Annotated in this window: 14 protein-coding genes; 9 read left to right on the top strand and 5 right to left on the bottom strand. The window is 60.2% G+C overall.

The window, feature by feature from the left end; all coding sequences use genetic code 11:
* Window positions 1-23: 23 nt before the first annotated feature.
* Together ACA051_RS19190 and xthA are read right to left on the bottom strand one after the other, a co-directional pair.
* Entirely contained in the window at window positions 24-1,364 is a 1,341-nt protein-coding gene (locus ACA051_RS19190) for a substrate-binding domain-containing protein (RefSeq protein ID WP_497371442.1), read from the bottom strand.
* A gap of 207 nt (window positions 1,365-1,571) precedes the next feature.
* Window positions 1,572-2,384, bottom strand: a complete 813-nt coding sequence (gene xthA / locus ACA051_RS19185; protein WP_497303941.1) for an exodeoxyribonuclease III — start codon at window positions 2,382-2,384, stop codon at window positions 1,572-1,574.
* Between the two features lie 331 nt (window positions 2,385-2,715).
* Here xthA and ACA051_RS19180 point away from each other — a divergent pair, with 331 nt between their 5' ends.
* The 7 genes from ACA051_RS19180 to ACA051_RS19150 all read left to right on the top strand — a co-directional run bounded on the left by ACA051_RS19180 (window position 2,716) and on the right by ACA051_RS19150 (window position 13,974).
* Window positions 2,716-3,366, top strand: coding sequence for a GNAT family N-acetyltransferase (locus ACA051_RS19180; protein ID WP_027925074.1), 651 nt, complete (start codon window positions 2,716-2,718; stop codon window positions 3,364-3,366).
* A 65-nt stretch (window positions 3,367-3,431) separates the two neighbouring features.
* Window positions 3,432-5,159, top strand: coding sequence for an autotransporter assembly complex protein TamA (locus tag ACA051_RS19175; protein ID WP_497371440.1), 1,728 nt, complete (start codon window positions 3,432-3,434; stop codon window positions 5,157-5,159).
* The gene (locus ACA051_RS19170) at window positions 5,156-8,824 is read left to right on the top strand and encodes a translocation/assembly module TamB domain-containing protein (RefSeq protein WP_497371438.1); all 3,669 of its coding nucleotides are present in this window, start codon (window positions 5,156-5,158) and stop codon (window positions 8,822-8,824) included. Before ACA051_RS19175 ends, ACA051_RS19170 begins: the two co-directional genes overlap by 4 nt.
* A 257-nt stretch (window positions 8,825-9,081) precedes the next feature.
* Complete coding sequence (locus ACA051_RS19165; protein WP_497303936.1) at window positions 9,082-9,555, top strand: MarR family winged helix-turn-helix transcriptional regulator; 474 nt, start codon at window positions 9,082-9,084, stop codon at window positions 9,553-9,555.
* Entirely contained in the window at window positions 9,552-11,021 is a 1,470-nt protein-coding gene (locus ACA051_RS19160; RefSeq protein ID WP_497371436.1) for an efflux transporter outer membrane subunit, read from the top strand. The genes ACA051_RS19165 and ACA051_RS19160 overlap by 4 nt, the downstream gene beginning before the upstream one ends.
* Window positions 11,022-11,036: 15 nt before the next feature.
* Window positions 11,037-12,239 carry an HlyD family secretion protein gene (locus ACA051_RS19155; RefSeq protein WP_497303934.1) on the top strand — a complete coding sequence of 401 codons (1,203 nt, stop codon included), beginning with the start codon at window positions 11,037-11,039 and terminating at the stop codon, window positions 12,237-12,239.
* 205 nt (window positions 12,240-12,444) lie between these two features.
* Window positions 12,445-13,974 carry a DHA2 family efflux MFS transporter permease subunit gene (locus ACA051_RS19150; RefSeq protein ID WP_497371434.1) on the top strand — a complete coding sequence of 510 codons (1,530 nt, stop codon included), beginning with the start codon at window positions 12,445-12,447 and terminating at the stop codon, window positions 13,972-13,974.
* Between the two features lie 126 nt (window positions 13,975-14,100).
* On the opposite strand, the gene lpxH is transcribed toward ACA051_RS19150, so the two are convergent.
* On the bottom strand, window positions 14,101-14,853 hold the full coding sequence (lpxH, locus tag ACA051_RS19145) for a UDP-2,3-diacylglucosamine diphosphatase (RefSeq protein ID WP_497303931.1): 753 nt from the start codon (window positions 14,851-14,853) through the stop codon (window positions 14,101-14,103).
* The gene (locus tag ACA051_RS19140; protein WP_497303929.1) at window positions 14,850-15,356 is read right to left on the bottom strand and encodes a peptidylprolyl isomerase; all 507 of its coding nucleotides are present in this window, start codon (window positions 15,354-15,356) and stop codon (window positions 14,850-14,852) included. Before ACA051_RS19140 ends, lpxH begins: the two co-directional genes overlap by 4 nt.
* 260 nt (window positions 15,357-15,616) lie before the next feature.
* Between ACA051_RS19140 and ACA051_RS19135 the strand changes: the two genes are divergently transcribed.
* The gene (locus ACA051_RS19135; RefSeq protein ID WP_497371432.1) at window positions 15,617-17,314 is read left to right on the top strand and encodes a glutamine--tRNA ligase/YqeY domain fusion protein; all 1,698 of its coding nucleotides are present in this window, start codon (window positions 15,617-15,619) and stop codon (window positions 17,312-17,314) included.
* 17 nt (window positions 17,315-17,331) lie between these two features.
* Window positions 17,332-18,714 carry a cysteine--tRNA ligase gene (cysS, locus tag ACA051_RS19130; RefSeq protein ID WP_497371430.1) on the top strand — a complete coding sequence of 461 codons (1,383 nt, stop codon included), beginning with the start codon at window positions 17,332-17,334 and terminating at the stop codon, window positions 18,712-18,714.
* A gap of 217 nt (window positions 18,715-18,931) precedes the next feature.
* Here cysS and ACA051_RS19125 read toward each other — a convergent pair whose 3' ends face one another.
* On the bottom strand, window positions 18,932-20,779 hold the full coding sequence (locus tag ACA051_RS19125) for a sigma-54-dependent Fis family transcriptional regulator (protein WP_497371428.1): 1,848 nt from the start codon (window positions 20,777-20,779) through the stop codon (window positions 18,932-18,934).
* Between the last annotated feature and the right edge of the window lie 121 nt (window positions 20,780-20,900).

The raw sequence follows: 20,900 nt of genomic DNA, 5'->3' as shown, positions 1-20,900 counted from the left end.
CATTCAACACCGCAACATCTGACTCAATACACCCAAACCTCAACCCGCCGATTCTTGATCCGCCCCTCATCCGCGCTATTTGCCGCCACCGGCATCTCGGCGCCGAAGCCGCGAATCTCGCGAAACACCACGCCGCTTTTCACCAATTCCCGCCGCACCGCCATCGCCCGCAGCTTCGATAACAAATCGGCACGCGCCGGATCGCTCTTGGCATCACCAAACCCCACCAGCGTCACCTGCCGATTGGTTTTGCCGCGCTGCTTTATATAGTCGAGCACCCGTGACAAGTCTTGTCGGGCCTTGTTGTCCAGCGTCGCGCTGCCTTCCTCAAAGCGGAAATTCACCGACAGCCGCTGGGCGTGGCGGCTGAGCGCCTGATAACCCTCGGGCATCAAGGCGTTCGGCGTGACGCTCATGGCCTGCACGGTCTGCGCGACAAAACCGTTGTCCGCGACAATTGCCTGGCCTTTGCTGCTTTGCGCGAAGGCCACCAGCGCTTGCGCCCATGGATTTTTCCCGTTGGGCGGCAGGTAAAAGAACAGCCGCCGGGACAGCGGGTAATCCTCAGTGGCAATCAGGCTGTTGAGCGGCAACATGGCTTGGGATTGGCCATCGGCAATCGCCACGGCTTTGGCCTGGCGCACGTAAGGCAAACCTATAAAGCCGATGCCTTGCGGATCCTGGCTGACGGCGTCGGACAATTGCTCGCTGGATTCGAAGCGTTTCGCGGTGCTATTGAGTGTTTTCCCACGGCGACTGAGGACCAGTTCCTTGAAGGTGTCGTAGGTGCCCGATTGGTCATCTCGAGCATAGAGATGAATCGTCCCACCACGGCCGCCGAGTTCTTCCCAGGTTTTTGCCTCACCGCTGAAAATTCGCGCCAGTTGTTCTGTGTTGAGTTGGTTCAGCGGATTTTGCGGATGAAGGATGATCGCCAGTCCATCGATGGCGATGACCTGCTCGGCACCGGGGCTTTTAAAGTCACCCAGGGTTTTGAGCTCTGCCCGTTCGCTGTCCTTGATCGGGCGCGAGGAGGCGGCGAGGTCGGCAGAGGCGGTTTTCAAGGCGCTGAAACCGGTGCTGGAACCATGGGCCGCGACTTCCACCACCACCCGGCGTCCCTGAACGGTTTCGCCGACGATGCGTTGTTCGTTGGCTGTATCGGGGATTTCGCTGTGAACCTTGAGCAGGCCCTGTTCGCGCATCAGTCCTTCGACCAGTGCCGGCCCCAGTGCGGCGCCGATGGTGTTGGAACCCTGGATGCGTAGGACCGGGCCGTTTCCGGGAACCGGCAGATCGCCCGCCGAGGCCGTGAAGGGCAAAAAGGCGCACAGCATCAACAGGAATAATCTGCGCAGCGTCATGCCGGCACCTTATTTGGCCAAAGGAAGTGCCGGGAGATTAAGTCAGTAAGATGTCCGAAAGATGACAGTTGCTAAATGTGGGAGCGACGGTGCGGCGATCCGACCTGCTCGCGATGAGGGCATAACAGCCAACACGTGTATTGAATGTAAGTGCGCTATCGTGAGCAGGCTCGCTCCCACAGTTTATTTGTGTCGATGTCGAGAGGATCAGCTCAACTCAAGCCAGATCGGCGCATGATCCGATGGTTTTTCCATCCCGCGCAGTTCGTAGTCCACTCCCGCATCCTTCACGCGCGGCAACAAGCCATGGGACGCCATGATCACGTCGATCCGCAGTCCACGCTTGGGTTCGTCTTCGAAGCCGCGGCTGCGGTAGTCAAACCAGCTGAAACGGTCGGCCACGTCCGGGTTCAAGTGACGGAAACTGTCGACCAAGCCCCAGTTTTTCAGGCGGGCCATCCACTCGCGCTCTTCCGGCAGGAAGCTGCATTTGCCGGTTTTCAGCCAGCGTTTCATGTTGTCCGGGCCGATACCGATGTCGCAGTCTTCCGGGGAAATGTTCACGTCGCCCATCACCACCACCGGCTGTTCATTGCTGAACTGGCTTTCCAGCAACTGCTGCAGGTCGCCGTAGAAACGCTCCTTGGCCGGGAACTTGGTTGGGTGGTCGCGGCTTTCGCCCTGTGGGAAATAGCCGTTCATGATGGTCACCGGCACGCCATTGGCGTCGGCGAACGTACCCCAGATGAAGCGCCGCTGGGCGTCTTCTTCGTCGGTGGCGAAACCTTTATGCAGGGCAATCGGTTCTTTGCGCGAGAGCAGGGCGACGCCGTAATGGCCTTTCTGCCCGTGGAAATACACGTGATAACCCAGCGCCTGTACCTCGGCCAGCGGGAACTGGTCGTCGTGAACCTTGGTTTCCTGCAGCCCGATCACATCCGGCTGGTGCTTGTCGATCAGCGCCGCCAGCTGATGCGGGCGAGCGCGCAGCCCGTTGATGTTGAAGGAGACGATCTTCATGGTCGGCAGTCCTGGCAAAAGGGCGATGCTAGCTGACCTGTAGGAATCGGGCCAGTGTTGAGGCTGGGGAGTTACCGTGTTCTGTCAGAGATGGGTTGTCTATGCCGGCCTCTTCGCGGGCAAGCCACGCTCCCACAGGGGGCTCGAGCGAACGCAAAATTTGTGTACGCCACAGAACCTGTGGGAGCGTGGCTTGCCCGCGAAGAGGCCAGTCCAGTCGATGAAGATCCCGCCTTGGTCTATACCTGTGGGGGAACTGTATTACCACCCAAAGGCTCGTACCAATAAGAGCGCCACCATTTTGAGCGGCGCCCCGGGGAGATCTACCGTTATGCCCGAAACCTCAACCGCCATTGCCGATATCCACATGCTCGACAGCGGCTACGCCCACGAAGCGCGCTCCCTGCTGTACCACGCTTACCGGCACGAACCGACCTTCGGCTACCTGTTCGAGGCCGAACGTCCCGGCTATGAACATCGTGTGCGGGCGACGGTGCGCGAACTGGTCAAACAACACTTTCTTCAGGATCTGCCGGCTATCGGCCTGCTGGTCAACGACCGCCTGATCGGCATCGCCCTGATCGCCCCGCCGCAGCGTCGACTGGGCATCACTGAAAGTTGGGCCTGGCGTTTGCGCATGGTGCTCAGCACCGGTTTTCGTTGCACCCGTCGCTACCTCGATTACCACGCCGCTGTGGCGGCCTGTGTACCTTCCGACTCGGTGCACGTCCTGCCGTTGCTGGGGATTCATCCGCAGTTCCAAGGCAAACACTTCGGTGAGCAACTGCTGCAAGCGGTGCACAACTGGTGTGCCGTCGATGAAACTTCCCAGGGCGTGATCCTCGACACCGGGAATCCTCGTTACCTCGAGTTTTATAAGCGTCAGGGCTATGAGGAAATTGGCGAGGTCGCCGTCGGACCGATTCGCGAACACGTGTTTTTCCACGCCAATCCCCAGGTGTTACAAACAGCAACGGCATAAAGGTAGAACTTTCACCGCACGCCAGGCTCTATCACGCTCCCAAGCTCGTGATAGCATCCGCGCCTATGAAGTTTCCAGGAAGAATTACCAGTGGCGTGCTGATGCTGTTCACCAGCTGCGCGGCACTGGCGCAAAGTGAATTGGATGTGCGGATCAAACCGTCCAACGATGAACTGAAAGCCAATATAGAGGGCTATATCGGCAGCCTCGGCGATCGTGACGAAGAAGCCTTGCTGCGCTTCAGTCGTGGCGCCGAGGAACAGGCGCGCAAGGCCGCCCAGGCCTTGGGTTATTACCAGCCGCAGATCGACAGCGACGTGAAGGTCGGCAAGACACCGCGTCTGGTGCTAAATATCGATCCCGGCGAGCCGGTGCATTTGCGCAACGTCACTATTCGCATCGACGGCCCGGCCGCCGCCCTCAAATCCTTTCGTGTCCCCAAAAGTAATGCGCTGAAAACCGGCGCAGTGCTGAACCATGGGCATTACGAAGACGCCAAACGGCTGATCCAGAATCAGGCCTCGCGCTATGGTTTTTTCAGTGGTTACTTCTCCAGCCAGAAATTGTCGGTAGACCCGCGTGCCGGCGTGGCCGACATCGAGCTCATCTATAACAGCGGCCCGCGCTATTCACTGGGCAAGGTCAGTTTCGAGGGCGACACGCCATTCGATGAAGACCTGCTGCGGCGTATGGTGCCGTTCAAGGAAGGCGCGCCCTACGACTCAGAGCTGATCGCCGAGCTCAATCAGGCGATGCAATCGAGCGGCTATTTTGAAAGTGTGCGGGTGGATGCGGCACCGACGGCGTCCAGGAACGATGTGATCCCGGTCGACGTCAAGCTCGAAACCCGCAAACCACGGACCATGGGCCTGGGGCTGGGTTATTCCACCGATGTCGGCCCCCGGATCAAGGCCAACTGGACCCGGCACTGGGTCAACCCGCAGGGGCACAGCTATGGCTGGGAGACCGAAATCTCGGCGCCGCGGCAGAACGTCGGGGTGTTGTACGACATCCCTCTGGACCCACCGCTGACCGACAAATTGCGCTTCGCCGGCGGTTATCAAAACGAAGAAATCGCCGACAAGGACTCTCTCAGCAAACTCCTGACCCTCGGCCCCGAATGGCACAGCAAGTTGCCCAGCGGTTGGCAGCGCGTGGTGTCGCTCAAGTGGCAGCGCGAGGAATACCGGCTCGGCGACGACTCGGGACTCAGCACATTGCTAATGCCCGGCGTCAGTTATTCCTACCTGAAAAGCGACAACCGCATCGACCCGCACAACGGCTATCGCCTGGAATTCGAGACCAAAGTGGCCAAGGAAGGTTTGGGTTCGGACAACAACCTGGTCTACGGCACCGCGCTGGTCAAAGGCTTGACCACGGTCTTCGATAAACACCGCTTCCTCGGTCGGGTGCAGGTCGGCGGCAGCGCCACCAATGGCTACAAATCCATACCGCCGTCGTTACGTTTCTTCGCCGGTGGCGATCAGAGTGTGCGCGGCTACGACTATCAAAGCCTGTCCCCGGAGAACTCCGAGGGCGACCGCATCGGTGGCCGCTACATGATCGCCGGCAGCGTCGAATATCAGTACTCCATCGCCGAAAAATGGCGGGTCGCGACCTTCGTTGACCAGGGTAACTCCTTCAATACACTTGAACTGCCGAACCTCAAGACCGGCGTGGGTATCGGCGTGCGCTGGGTTTCCCCGGTGGGGCCGATTCGCCTCGACCTTGCCCATGCGATGGACGACGACGGCGGCATTCGACTGCACTTTTCCATGGGGCCCGAGCTGTGAAGCATGGTTTGAAAATAACGCTGCTGGCGATTCTGGCGCTGCTGATGCTGGTCCTCCTGGCCGTGACCACGGTGCTGGGCACGGCGACGGGCAGCCGTTGGGCACTCGGTTTTGTGCCGGGTTTGACCGTGGAGAATTTTCAGGGCCGATTGGGCGGGCAGTGGAGTGCCGATCGTCTGCTGTGGCAGCAAGACACCAGCCGGGTTGAACTGAGCAAACCGATATTCGCCTGGTCACCGCTGTGCCTGACGCGCATGACCTTGTGCATCGAGCAATTGAAGGCCGATCAGGTCAGCCTGCAATTTCCACCGGGTATCGATGAAGACAGCAGCGGCGATATCGAGCTTCCTGATCTGAAGTTACCGTTGGCGATTGAACTGGGCGACGTCCAGGTCGGCAGCTTGCTGTTCAACGGCAGCGAAGAACTCAAAGGCCTGCAACTGGCCGCACACTGGACCGCACAGGGCATGCAGATCGACTCGGTGAAGTTGCAACGTGACGATTTGAGTTTGAACCTGTCCGGCCTGCTGCAACCCACCGGAAACTGGCCGCTCAAGGCCGAAGGCACGTTAACCCTACCGGCCCCCGAGCCATGGCGCCTGGCGCTGAAGGTGGACGGCGACCTGCTGAAAACCCTGATCCTGAAAGCCGACAGCAGCGGTTACTTGAACGGGCAACTGACCGGCGAAGTGCAACCGCTGGTGGACAATCTTCCGGCCAAAGTACGGATCACAGCCGACGGCTTCAAACCCATTGCCGATCTACCGGACACCTTGCAACTCAATCAACTGGAGCTCACCGGCGACGGCGACCTGAAAAACGGTTACCAGTTGCTCGGCAAAGCCACGCTGCCCGCGGAAAAAGGCCCGATCGCGTTGTTGCTGCAAGGCAAGGTCGACGCCAACGGCGCGCAGATTGCCGCCCTCGACCTGACCGCCAACGACAAGCAAAAGCTCAAGCTCACCGGCAACCTCGACTGGAGCAAAGGCCTGAGCGCCGATGCGAAAATCGACTGGCTGGATTTTCCGTGGCACAGCCTTTATCCACTGATCGACGAACCCGAAGTGGCGTTACGCAGCTTCAACGGTGAAGTCTCCTACACTGACGGAAAATACATCGGTCACTTCAAATCTGCACTGGATGGCCCGGCAGGTGCGTTCAGCCTCGAAAGCCCGTTCAGCGGCGACCTGACGAAAATCTATCTGCAACAGATTCAACTCGAAGCCGGGCAGGGCAAGGCCGTGGGGCATCTGAACCTGCAATTTGCCGATGGCATTGCCTGGGACACTGCGCTCGATCTGTCGGCGATCAACCCGGCGTATTGGGTCGCGGAGTTGCCGGGGACGCTGGCCGGGCCGTTGCGCAGTAAAGGCGAGATGAAGAATGAGAAGCTCAGCCTGAGCTCCGACCTCGACCTCAAAGGCAAACTGCGCGGGCAACCGGCGGTGATCCAGGCCAAGGCCGATGGCGGCGGTGAGCAATGGAACCTCAACGCGCTGCAAATCCGCCTCGGTGACAACAGCATCAACGGCAAGGGCAGCCTGCAACAGAAACTCGCCGGGCAGATCGACATCAAGCTGCCACGTCTGGCCCAACTCTGGCCGCAACTGCGCGGTCAACTCAACGGTCGCATTGATGTCGCCGGCACGCTCAAGGCACCGCAAGGCAAGCTCGGGCTGCAAGGCGCGCAACTGGCCTTCGAAGACAATCGGCTGCGAAGCCTGAACCTGGACGCGACCCTCGATGGCGCGCAACGGGCGAAAATCGACCTCAAGGGCAGCGGCATTCAGGCTGGCGATACGTCACTGGGCACGCTGACCGCCAGCGGCCAGGGCGATATCAAAAACCAGAAACTCGCCCTCGACCTGCAAGGACCGAAGCTGAAACTGGCGCTCGGCTTCGACGGCGCGCTGGACAAGGGCAACTGGCGCGGACGCCTGGCCAGCGGCGATATCCAGGCCGGCGGCCAGGACTGGAAGCTGCAAGGTCCGGCGAAGCTTGAACGGCTGGCGGACGGCAAAATCAACTTCGGTGCGCATTGCTGGATGTCCGGTCAGGCCAGTTTGTGTGGCGAAGACCAGCGCCTGATGCCAGAGCCGAAGCTGCGTTATCACCTCAAACAATTCCCGATTGAAAGCCTGGCGCAATGGTTGCCGAAGGATTTCGCCTGGAAGGGCAAACTTAATGCCGACCTGCAACTCGATCTGCCGGCCAGTGGCCCGAACGGTCAGGTCAGCGTCGATGCCAGCGGCGGCACATTGCGCATCAAGGAAAAGGATCAGTGGCTGGACTTCCCGTACCAGACCCTGAAACTCACCAGCAAACTCACGCCCAAACGCATCGACACTGACCTCAACTTCGTCGGCGGCAAGCTTGGCGAACTGAGGGTGCAGGCGCAGATTAATCCGCTGCCGAAAAACAAACCGCTCACCGGTTCGTTCCGTCTCAGCGGACTGGACCTGTCGGTGGCGCGGCCGTTTGTGCCGATGGTCGAGAAACTCACCGGCCGTTTGAACGGCAGTGGCACGCTGTCCGGCGATCTGCTGACGCCGCAGGTGAACGGTAATCTGCTGCTCAGCGACGGCGAAGTGTCCGGGCCTGAATTGCCGATGGAGTTGCAGGGCTTGCAGCTTCAAGCACAGATCGCCGGCGAAACAGTGCAATTGAACGGCGGCTGGAAAAGCGGCAAGAGCGGGCAGGGCAGTCTCAACGGCCACATCGCCTGGGGGCAGGCGTTGGTGGTGGACCTGACGCTCAAAGGCACGCAATTGCCAGTCACCGTCGAACCCTATGCCAAGCTGGAAGTGGCGCCGGACCTGAAGATCTCGATGAAGGACGACCAGCTGGCGATCGCCGGCAAAGTGCGGGTGCCCAAGGGCGAAATCACCGTTCGCGAGTTGCCGCCGTCGACGGTCAAGGTTTCCGATGACACGGTGATCGTCGGTCAACAGACCGAAGAGGGTAAGCCGCCGCTAGCCATGAAGATGGACATCGACGTGGTGGTGGGTGAGGACAAGCTCAGTTTTGCCGGGTTTGGCCTGACCGCCAACCTGCAAGGTCATGTGCACATCGGCGACAACATGGACACCCGCGGTGAGCTCTGGCTCAACGATGGGCGTTATCGAGCCTATGGCCAGCGGCTGACGGTGCGTCGTGCACGGCTGTTGTTCGCTGGCCCGATTGACCAGCCGTATCTGGACATCGAAGCCATTCGCCAGACCGACGACGTAATCGCCGGCATTCGCCTCAGCGGCAGCGCCGAGCAGCCGACCACGCAGATTTTCTCCGAGCCGGCGATGAGCCAGGAACAGGCCTTGTCCTATCTGGTGCTCGGGCGTCCGCTGAGCAGCAACGGGGAAGACAACAACATGCTGGCCCAGGCGGCGCTCGGGTTGGGCCTGATGGGCAGTGCGGGGATGACCGGCAAACTGGCCAATGACCTGGGGATTCAGGACTTCCAGCTCGACACCCAAGGCAGCGGCAACACCACCAGCGTCGTGGCCAGCGGCAACCTTTCGGAAAAACTCACCTTGCGCTATGGCGTTGGCGTGTTCGAACCGGCCAACACCATTGCCTTGCGCTACAAGCTGAGCAAAAAGGTTTACCTCGAAGCCGCTGGCGGCGTGGCCAGCTCGCTGGATATCTTCTACAAGCGGGATTTCTAAGCTCGCGTTTCCCTCCGAAACCGAGTCGCTCCCTTCGCGAGCAAGCCCGCTCCCACATTTGATCTGCGGCGTACACAAATCCAATGTGGGAGCGGGCTTGCTCGCGATGGGCGCGCTGCGGTCACCGATCCGAAGCAACTTTCCCGCGCCATTTATCAGCCAAATAGAAAGCAACCTAACTATTACGTTGACATTCGCTGTCTAGGCAGTAACATCTCGTCATACATTCACTGCCTAGGCAGCTAATTGGTGGTCAGATGAAACATTTCACCCCGGACGCATTCCACACTTGCCATCTCGGCCTCCTGCTCGGGCGTGCTGCGCTGCTCAAGGACCGGATCATCGACACGCACATGGAACCCCACGGCATCACCGCCGCGCAGTTCAAAGTGCTGATCATCATGGCCCAGTTCGGCGTCGATACCCCGGCCGAGCTGTGCCGACACCTGTCGTTGGACAGCGGTTCGATGACCCGCATGCTCGATCGTCTGGAACAGAAAGGTTTCCTCGCCCGCCAACGTTCCGAGGCGGACCGCCGCCAGGTGAAACTAGTGCTGACAGAGCAAGGCCAGCAATTGACTGACCGCCTGCCGGAAATCGGCGCCGACGCCATGAATGAACTGGCCGGCGCGATCACCCCGCAAGAACTGAAAACCCTGGAACAGATCCTCAAGAAAATCCTGGTAGCAGCCGGTGACTCGATCACCCTGCAGCGGGTAGGTGACCAATGAGCAGTAAAACCTTGCGTGCCGGCCTGAGCCTGGTGCTGGCGGCCATGACCCTGGCGGGTTGCGCCAGCTACAGCGGCCTGACCACTGAAGGCGTCAGCCTCGATGCGAAAAACCTCAAGGCCGGGCAATCCCTCAGCGGTGTGACGCTGTCGCCCGCGGCCTGGCCGAAAAGTGACTGGTGGAAAAGCCTCGGCGACCCGCAACTCGACGGCTTGATCCGCGAAGCCCTGCACGACAGCCCCGACATGCAGATTGCCGACGCTCGCGCCCACCAGGCCAGCGCCGCCGCGTATGCCGCCGATGCCGCGCGCATGCCGACCCTCGATGCCAGCGCCGGTGTCAGCCGTTCGCGTCTGGCCCGGGATCAGGACCCAAGCGGGCAGGGTGATACTTACTCCACCGTGCGCAACATCAGTGCCAGTTTCAATTACAACTTCGACCTCTGGGGCGGTCAGCGTGATGCCTGGGAAGCCGCACTGGGTCAGGCCCGTGCTGCCGAAGTCGATCAACAAGCCGCGCAACTGACCTTGTCCGCCGACGTCGCCCGCGCCTACAGCGACCTGGGTCAGGCGCACATCGTCTATGACCTGGCCAATGAAGACCTCAAGCGCACCCAGCAAATGCTCGACCTGAGCCGGCGCCGCCTGAGCTCGGGGATCGACAGCCAATACCAGTTCCAGCAAACCGAAAGCCTGGAAGCCAGTTCCGAAGCCAGCCTGATCGACGCCGAAAAACGCCTGCAAAGCGCGAAAATCGCCTTGGCGGTGCTGCTCGGCAAAGGCCCGGATCGGGGCAATGAAATCGCCCGGCCGAAGATCCTGCAAGCCAGCGCCGTGGCGTTGCCATCGGTGTTGCCGGCCGAGCTGCTCGGGCGTCGTCCAGACCTGGTGGCCGCACGCTGGCGAGTCGAGGCCGCGAGCAAGAACATCGCTGCCGGCAAGACCCAGTTCTACCCCAACCTCAACCTGAGCGCCGCGGCCGGTGCCGAGTCGTTGCTGGGTGATGCGATGTTTGGTTCGGCAAGCCGTTTCTTCAACGTTGCGCCGACGATCTCTGTGCCGATTTTCGACGGTGGCCGCCTGCGTGCCGACCTCGATTCCCGCGACGCCGATTACGACCTCGCGGTGGCGCAGTACAACAAAAGCCTGGTGAAAGCCCTGGGAGATGTCAGCGACACCATCAACCAGTTGCGCGATATCGGCCGGCAGATCGGGGCGCAGCAACACGCCACCGACATTGCCCAGGATTCTTACAACACCGTGGTCCAGCGGTACGGTTCCGGCATCGGCAATTACCTGGACGTGCTCAGCATCGAGCAGCAATTGCTTCAGGCCCAGCGTCAGTTGGCCAACCTGAATGCCGAGCAGATCGACCTGTCGATCCAACTGATGCAGGCGCTGGGCGGCGGCTTCCAGGGCGAGACCCTGGCCGCGGCCAACGCAATCCCTGCCACGCAGCACAATTAATTCAAGGTATTGGTCATGGCCACTGCAGAAAACACACAAACCCCTGATAACACTCCAGACACCAGCAACCCGCGCAAACGCAAAATCATGCTGGTGGTGCTCGCGATCGTGGTGATCCTCGCCGGTGTCGGTGTCTGGGGCTATCACGAATTCTACGGGCGCTGGAATGAAAGCACCGACGACGCCTATGTTAACGGCAACGTGGTGGAAATCACCCCGCTGGTCACCGGCACGGTGGTCAGTATTGGCGCCGACGATGGCGACCTGGTCCATGAGGGCCAGGTGCTGGTCAACTTCGACCCGAATGACGCCCAAGTCGGTCTGCAAAGTGCCCAGGCCAATCTGGCCCGCACCGTGCGTCAGGTGCGCGGCTTGTACAGCAACGTCGACGGCATGAAAGCCCAGGTCAACGCCCAGCAGGCCGAAGTACAGAAGACCCAGGACAACTTCAATCGCCGAAAAAACCTTGCCGCTGGCGGTGCGATTTCCCAGGAAGAACTGTCCCACGCTCGCGATGACCTGACCTCGGCGCAAAACGCCTTGGCCAACGCCAAGCAGCAACTGAAAACCACCAGTGCTTTGGTGGATGACACCGTGGTTTCGTCGCACCCGGACGTGATGTCCGCGGCCGCGCAATTGCGTCAGGCTTACTTGAACAACTCCCGCAGCACCTTGATCGCGCCGGTCACCGGGTATGTCGCCAAACGTTCCGTGCAGCTGGGCCAGCGCGTCCAGCCGGGCACCGCGTTGATGGCGGTTATTCCGCTGGATCAGCTGTGGATCGATGCCAACTTCAAGGAAACCCAGCTGCGTGACATGCGCATCGGTCAGCCCGTCGATATCGAAGCCGACCTTTACGGCAGCGACGTGAAATTCAGCGGCACCATCGACAGCCTTGGCGCCGGCACCGGCAGCGCATTTGCCCTGTTGCCGGCGCAGAACGCCACCGGTAACTGGATCAAGATCGTGCAACGGGTACCCGTGCGGATTCACATCAACGCCGAAGAGCTTGCGAAACATCCATTGCGGGTCGGCCTGTCGACTCAGGTCGATGTGAACCTGCACGACCAGAGCGGCCCAGTGCTGGCGCAACAGCCGCCGCAAAAGGCTTCGTTCAGCACCAACGTCTACGACCGTCAGTTGGCCGAGGCCGACGCGATGATCACTCAGTTGATCCACGACAACAGCGCGGCGGTCAGCAAAACCGTGCAGCGCTGACACCGACCCTGTGGGAGCGAGCCTTTGTGGCGAGGGAGCTTGCTCCCGCTGGGTCGCGAAGCGACCCCAAAAGCTTTACGACTGCTTCGCAGCCGAGCGGGAGCAAGCTCCCTCGCCACAAAAGCTCCCTCACCACAAGGCTCGTACACAAGGTCAGCTGCGTCTGTAACAGGCGCCGCGCCAATCAGGCTTCAAGGGATTCACGATGAGCAATAACGCGTCTTTCACGCCGCCCAGCCTGCTGCTCAGCACCATCGGCCTGTCGCTGGCGACCTTCATGCAAGTGCTCGACACCACCATCGCCAACGTGGCGCTGCCGACGATATCCGGCAACCTGGGCGTGAGTTCGGAGCAGGGCACCTGGGTGATCACTTCGTTTGCGGTGAGCAATGCGATTGCGCTGCCGCTGACCGGCTGGCTCAGCCGCCGGTTTGGTGAGGTGAAGCTGTTTCTCTGGGCGACCATTCTCTTTGTCGTGGCCTCGTTTCTCTGCGGTATCTCGACCTCGATGCCCGAGCTGATTGGCTTCCGGGTGTTGCAAGGCCTGGTGGCGGGGCCGTTGTACCCAATGACCCAGACGCTGCTGATCGCGGTCTACCCACCCGCCAGGCGCGGCATGGCCCTGGCGTTGCTGGCGATGGTCACAGTGGTGGCACCGATTGCCGGCCCGATCCTCGGCGGATGGATTACCGACAGTTACAGCTGGCCGTGGATTTTCTTTATCAACGTGCCGATCGGGATCTTCGCGGTGATGGTGGTGCGCCAGCAATTGAAGGCGCGTCCGGTGGAAACCAGCCGCCAGCCGATGGATTACGTGGGGTTGATCACGCTGATCATTGGTGTCGGTGCGTTGCAGGTGATCCTCGACAAGGGCAATGACCTTGATTGGTTTGAGTCCAACTTCATCCTCATTGGTGCGGCGATTTCAGTGATTGCGCTGGCGGTGTTCGTGATCTGGGAAATGACTGATAACCACCCAGTGGTCAACCTGCGGCTGTTCGCTTACCGCAATTTTCGCATCGGCACCATTGTGTTGGTGTTGGGTTACGCTGGGTTCTTCGGCATCAACCTGATCCTGCCGCAATGGCTGCAAACCCAGATGGGCTATACCGCCACGTGGGCGGGTCTGGCGGTGGCGCCGATCGGTATTTTGCCGGTGCTGATGTCGCCGTTTGTCGGCAAGTACGCGCACAAGTTTGACCTGCGGCTGCTGGCTGGCCTGGCGTTTCTGGCGATTGGCCTGAGCTGCTTCATGCGCGCCGGGTTCACCAACGAAGTGGACTTCCAGCATATCGCGCTGGTGCAATTGTTCATGGGCATTGGCGTGGCGTTGTTCTTCATGCCGACCTTGAGCATTCTGATGTCGGACCTGCCACCGAGCCAGATCGCCGACGGCGCGGGCCTGGCGACGTTTCTGCGGACCTTGGGCGGCAGTTTTGCGGCGTCGCTGACCACGTGGATCTGGATTCGTCGGGCGGATCAGCATCACGCCTATATGAGCGAAAGCATCAGCACTTATGAGCCCGCGACCCGCGAGGCGCTGAATGCGCTGGGCGGGCCGAGCAATCCGGCGTATGCGCAGCTGGATCATGTGCTGACCAGTCAGGCCTACATGCTCTCCACCGTGGATTACTTCACGTTGCTGGGGTGGGCGTTCATGGGCTTAATCGTGATTGTGTGGCTGGCGAAACCGCCGTTCGCGGCGAAGGCGGGGCCTGCGGCCTCCGGCCATTAACCCAACGCGGTCAAACTGTAGGAGTGAGCCTGCTCGCGATAGCGGTATCACATTCAACAACTTTGTTGACTGATACACCGCTATCGCGAGCAGGCTCACTCCTACAGTGGGATTTGTGTTTGGCAGTTAGAGCGTGGGGGCTGCCAGTTGTGGCGGCGGTGCGAAGTTGAAGGGGGCGAGGGCAAACCCTTGCTCATCCACCTGCAACGCCCAGCCCTGACGGTCCCAATCCCCCAGCACAATGCGCTTGGCCGCTTGCTCGCCAATCTGCAACTTGTGAATGGCCGGGCGATGGGTGTGCCCATGGATCAAGGTCGTCACGCCGTACTCCTGCATGATCCGCGGCACTTCTTCCGGCGTGACATCGACAATGTCGTTGGCCTTCATCCGCGTCTGCGTCCGGCTTTCGCTGCGCAGCTTGCGCGCCAGTTTATGCCGTGCGCGCAACGGCAGGTGCCGCAGGATGAACAGGGTGATCGGGTTGCGCAGGTAGCGACGCAGCTTCATATAAGCCTCGTCGCGGGTGCAGAGGCTGTCGCCGTGCATCAATAGCACCGGCTCGCCGTTGAACTGCACGACACTCGGGTCCTTCAATAACGTGCAACCGGCCTGTTTGCAGAAGGCCTGGCCGAGCATGAAGTCGCGATTGCCGTGCATCAGAAAAATGGCCGTGCCGCTGTCGCTGAGTTCGCGCAGGGCCTGGCAGATGGAACGCTGGAACGGCGTCATGGCATCGTCGCCAATCCACGCCTCGAAAAAGTCGCCCAGGATGTACAGCGCACTCGCCGAGCGGGCGCGTCCGGCGAGCAAATCCAGAAACGCCCGGGTAATGTCCGGGCGCTCCTCTTCCAGATGCAAGTCTGAAATCAGCAGTATCACGCTTCGATGATCTCGGCTTTCTCGATGATCACGTCGTCTGCTGGTACGTCTTGGTGGCCGGATTTCATGGTGGTGGAAACACCTTTGATCTTGTCGACAACGTCGGTGCCTTCAACGACTTTGGCGAACACCGCGTAGCCCCAGCCCTGAGTGGTCTTGGCGCTGTGGTTCAGGAAACTGTTGTCAGCCACGTTGATGAAGAACTGGGCGGAAGCCGAATGCGGCTCCATGGTGCGGGCCATGGCGACGGTGTACTTGTCGTTCGGCAGGCCGTTGTCGGCTTCGTTCTGGATGCTTGGGCGCTTGTCTTTCTTTTCTTTCATGCCTGGCTCGAAACCGCCGCCCTGGATCATGAAGTTACCGATGACGCGGTGGAAAACAGTGTTTTCGTAGTGACCGGCTTTGACGTACTCGATGAAGTTGGCAACGGTCAGCGGTGCCTTCTCAGCGTTCAGTTCCAGGACGATGTCGCCATGGTTTGTTGTCAGTTTGACTTGGGTCATGATCGGTACTCTTTCTGGGAATTCGTGGGTTTCGGGGCGTTGAAGCCCTCAACCGGTCCGGCCAATGTCGGCCAAGGTGCGCAGTTTAGCGTGCCGGGCGCGAATTTCGAGGCTGTTTTTCATTTGCATCCGATTAAATGCAGCCGTTTTCGGGCCTGCTCTGTCAGCGACTTGACGGCATCGGCTATGATAAGCCCCTTTGTTTTAACCGCCGCTTTGATTTGGCCAACTGGCCGCGCACTTGTACGTTCAAGGATCCTATGAGCAAGCCCACTGTCGACCCTACCTCGAATTCCAAGACCGGCCCTGCTGTGCCGGTCAATTTCCTGCGCCCGATCATCCAGGCGGACCTGGACTCGGGTAAGCACACGCAGATCGTCACCCGTTTCCCGCCTGAGCCCAACGGCTACCTGCACATCGGTCACGCCAAGTCGATTTGCGTGAACTTTGGCCTGGCCCAGGAATTTGGCGGCGTCACGCACCTGCGTTTCGACGACACCAACCCGGCCAAGGAAGACCAGGAATACATCGACGCGATCGAAAGCGACGTCAAATGGCTGGGCTTTGAATGGTCCGGCGAAGTGCGCTACGCCTCGCAGTATTTCGACCAGTTGCACGACTGGGCCGTCGAGCTGATCAAGGCCGGCAAGGCTTACGTCGATGACCTGAGCCCGGAGCAGGCCAAGGAATACCGCGGCACCCTGACCGAGCCGGGCAAGAACAGCCCGTTCCGTGATCGCTCCGTGGAGGAAAACCTCGACTGGTTCGCCCGCATGCGTGCCGGCGAATTCCCGGACGGCGCACGCGTGCTGCGGGCCAAGATCGACATGGCCTCGCCGAACATGAACCTGCGCGACCCGATCATGTACCGCATCCGTCACGCGCATCACCACCAGACCGGTGACAAGTGGTGCATCTACCCGAACTACGACTTCACCCACGGTCAGTCGGACGCCATCGAAGGCATCACCCACTCGATCTGCACCCTGGAGTTCGAAAGCCATCGGCCGCTGTACGAGTGGTTCCTGGAGAACCTGCCGGTGCCGGCGAACCCGCGTCAGTACGAGTTCAGCCGCCTGAACCTGAACTACACCATCACCAGCAAGCGCAAGCTCAAGCAACTGGTCGATGAAAAGCACGTGTTCGGCTGGGACGATCCGCGCATGTCCACGCTGTCCGGCTTCCGCCGCCGTGGCTACACGCCGAAATCGATCCGTAACTTCTGCGACATGGTCGGCACCAACCGTTCCGACGGCGTGGTGGACTTCGGCATGCTCGAATTCAGCATCCGCGACGACCTCGACCACAGCGCCCCACGTGCCATGTGCGTGTTGCGTCCGCTGAAAGTCGTGATCACCAACTACCCGGAAGGCCAGGTCGAAAACCTCGAACTGCCATGCCACCCGAAAGAAGACATGGGCATGCGCGTTCTGCCGTTCGCCCGTGAAATCTACATCGACCGTGAAGACTTCATGGAAGAGCCGCCGAAAGGCTACAAACGCCTGGAACCGGCCGGCGAAGTGCGTCTGCGCGGCAGCTACGTGATCCGTGCCGATGAAGCGATCAAGGACGCCGATGGCAACATCGTCGAACTGCGTTGCTCCTACGACCCGGAAACCCTGGGCAAGAACCCTGAAGGCCGCAAGGTCAAAGGCGTGGTGCACTGGGTGCCAGCGGCTGCCAGCGTCGAGTGTGAAGTGCGTCTGTACGATCGCCTGTTCCGCTCTGCGAACCCTGAGAAGGCCGAAGACAGCGCCAGTTTCCTGGACAACATCAACCCTGACTCGCTGCAAGTCCTCACCGGTTGTCGTGCTGAACCCTCGCTGGGCAATGCACAGCCGGAAGACCGTTTCCAGTTCGAGCGCGAAGGTTACTTCTGCGCGGATATCAAGGACTCGAAGCCGGGCGCTCCGGTATTCAACCGTACCGTGACCTTGCGTGATTCGTGGGGCCAGTGATTCAAGGAACCTCTAACGTGCTTTCGATCTACAACACGCTCACCAAGAGCAAAGAAGTTTTCAAGCCGCTGGATGGCAATAATGTGCGCATGTATGTCTGCGGGATGACCGTGTACGACTACTGCCACCTGGGCCATGGCCGCAGCATGGTCGCATTCGACCTGGTGACCCGCTGGTTGCGATTCAGCGGTTACGACCTGACTTACGTGCGCAACATCACCGACATTGACGACAAGATCATCAATCGGGCCAAGGAGAACGGCGAGTCGTTCGAAGCCTTGACCGAGCGCATGATCGCGGCGATGCACGAAGATGAAGCGCGCTTGAACATCAAGAAGCCGGACATGGAACCGCGCGCCACCGGGCATATCCCCGGCATGCACGCGATGATCCAGACCCTGATCGACAAGGGTTACGCCTACGCCCCGGGCAATGGCGACGTGTATTACCGCGTCGCCAAGTTCATGGGCTACGGCAAGCTGTCGCGCAAGAAAATCGAAGACCTGCGCATCGGCGCGCGGATCGAAGTCGACGAGTCGAAACAGGACCCGCTGGACTTCGTATTGTGGAAAGGCGCCAAGCCGGGTGAGCCGAGCTGGCCATCGCCGTGGGGCGACGGTCGTCCGGGCTGGCACATTGAGTGCTCGGTGATGTCGACCTGCTGCCTGGGCGAGACCTTCGACATTCATGGCGGCGGCAGCGACCTCGAGTTCCCGCACCACGAAAACGAAATCGCCCAGAGCGAAGCGGCTACCGGCAAGACCTACGCCAATGCGTGGATGCATTGCGGCATGATTCGCATCAATGGCGAGAAGATGTCCAAGTCTTTGAACAACTTCTTCACCATTCGCGACGTGCTGGAAAAGTACCACCCGGAAGTCGTGCGTTACCTGCTGGTGTCGAGCCATTACCGCAGCGCGATCAACTACTCGGAAGACAACCTCAAGGACGCCAAAGGCGCACTCGAGCGTTTCTACCATGCGTTGAAAGGCCTGCCGAGCGTGGCGCCGGCTGGCGGCGAAGCCTTTGTCGAGCGCTTCACCCAGGTGATGAACGACGACTTCGGCACGCCGGAAGCCTGTGCGGTGCTGTTCGAGATGGTGCGCGAGATCAACCGTTTGCGCGAGAGCGATCTCGATGCAGCGGCGGGTCTGGCGGCGCGTTTGAAGGAACTGGCCAGCGTGCTGGGCGTGTTGCAGATTGAGGCCGATGACTTCTTGCAGGCTGGCGCTGAAGGACGGGTTGATGCGGCTGAAGTTGATGCATTGATTGCTGCGCGTTTGGCGGCCCGAGCCGGGAAAGACTGGGCTGAGTCCGACCGTATCCGCGACCAGCTCACCGCCATGGGCGTGGTGCTGGAAGATGGGAAGGGCGGCACGACCTGGCGTCTGGCTGACTGATTGCTGTGTTTGCTACAAACAAAACCCGCCTTGTGCGGGTTTTTGTTTTTTGTGTTTGGCGAGAGTGCTGCGGCGTCCCGGCTGGCGCCTTCGCGGGCAAGCCTCGCTCCTACAAGGGTTATGTCGTTCACATTATTGGAGAACGACGCGATACCTGTAGGAGCGAGGCTTGCCCGCGAATGGTCTCAAGTCAAACACCGTTGCTGCGGTTTACTCATCACTCAGCCTGGCGCAATCGCTTATAAAGAGTATTGCGGCTAACCCCGAGCCTGCGGGCCAAGTGCGAAACATTCCCCCCAGCCGCCTGCAACAACCGGTTCAAATCCTCAGCATCATTCATATCCACCGCCAGCGGCTCCGGCGAATCCACCGGCTCCAACTCCAGATCGACAAAAAAATCATCCGGCAAATGCTCCGGCCGCACCGGTTGTTCCTCGGCCATGGCCAGCGCCACCTGCATCACGCTGCTGACCTGCCTTAAATTCCCCGGCCACGGATGCCGGCCGAACAACTCCATCACCTCACGGCTCAACCCAGCCCACTGCGACGGCTCGCGATGCTGTTCCCATAAACGTTTGAACAGCGCCTGTTTGTCACTGCGTTCCCGCAGCGGCGGCAACTCCAGCGTCAAACCGCCGATGCGGTAATAAAGGTCTTCGCGAAACCGCCCCAACTGCACCTGCTCACGCAACGAGCGGTTGGTCGCCGAGATGATGCGGATGTCCACCGGGAACAACTCGCTGCTGCCCACCGGTTGCACGCAACGTTCCTGCAACACCCTCAACAAACGAGCCTGAGTCGGCAACGGCATGTCACCGATTTCATCGAGGAACAGGGTGCCTTTGTCGGCCTTGCGGATCAGTCCGATACTGCCTTTCTGATTGGCGCCGGTGAACGCGCCTTTCTCGTAGCCAAACAGCTCGGATTCCACCAGTTCGGCGGGGATCGCTGCACAGTTGACGGCGATGAATGGCTGTTTGCTCCGGGAACTGGCCTGATGCAGGGCTTTGACGAAGACTTCCTTGCCGACCCCGGTTTCACCGTGGATCAACAGCGGAATGTCTTTTTCCAGCAAACGCTCGGCCTGGCGCACGGCTTTTTCCACGCGACTGTCACCGAAATGCAGGGTATTGAGGCTGATCGCAGCGGGTGCGGCCGCAGTAGGTTCTACGCTCTTGGTTTCAGAAAACAGGCGAGCCTGAATCGGCACCTGTTTCGGCCGTTTCAACAGGCATTGAAAACGGTTGCGCCCGGAGGCTTGCAGGGCGAAGGGCAAGCCATCGGGCTGGTTCAGCAGTTCCAGCAACGACACCTTGAACAGGCTTTCGACACTGACCCGCGACAAGCTGATGCCCAGCAGATTGTCAGCCCGGCGGTTAGCCGACAGCACCTGGCCGGTTTCATCGAAGATCAGCAAGCCGGCCCATTGGCTGTCGAGGTTGTTCAAGCCGGTGTTGAACGTCAGTTGAAAATGCTGGCCGTGAAAGAGGTTGAGGATCAGCCGGTTTTCCACGGTCTGGCTCATCATCTTGACCATGCCGAGGGTGTGGGACGGCGGTAGGTAGCTGTCGCTGGAGACGTCCAGCACCGCGATCACCTTGCGCTCGGCATCGAAAATCGGTGCGGCGGAACCGGTCATGAAACGGTTGGCCTTGAGGAAATGTTCATCGTGCTCGATGTGCACCGCTTGCTCGCAAGCCAGCGCGGTGCCGATGGCGTTGGTGCCGCTGCAACGCTCCACCCAGCTGGCGCCGGCGCTGAAACCGCGGGTCAGGCTCGGCTCGATGAAGCGCTGGGTGCCCCAGGACGTCAGCACCTGGCCCTGATTGTCGGCGAGCATGATCAGGCAGTTGGAATTGCTCAGGATGTTTTCGTAATACGGCAGGACTTCCTGATGGGTGGTTTGCACCAGTGAATGCTGGCTCTCCAGCAACTGGGCGATGCCATCGGCAGGCAACTGATCGAACGCCGGTGCGCTTTGATGATCGAGACCGAACGCACGGCAACGGGACCAAGAGTCCTGGATGATGGTGTCGTGGGAGAGCGGCGAGGCGGGTACGGCCATGGCAGTCGATCTCTGAGCATTTATTATTGTTATGGTTTTGCACATCACGTGAATCTCTCACGTGATGGTTCTGGCACACCACGACTTTGTAGGAGCCGGCTTGCTGGCGATGGCGTCATCG

This window comes from Pseudomonas sp. LBUM1669 (assembly GCF_059695705.1).
The sequence above is the reverse complement of the archived record's forward strand: the minus strand, read 5'-3'. Positions and strand labels throughout refer to the sequence as shown.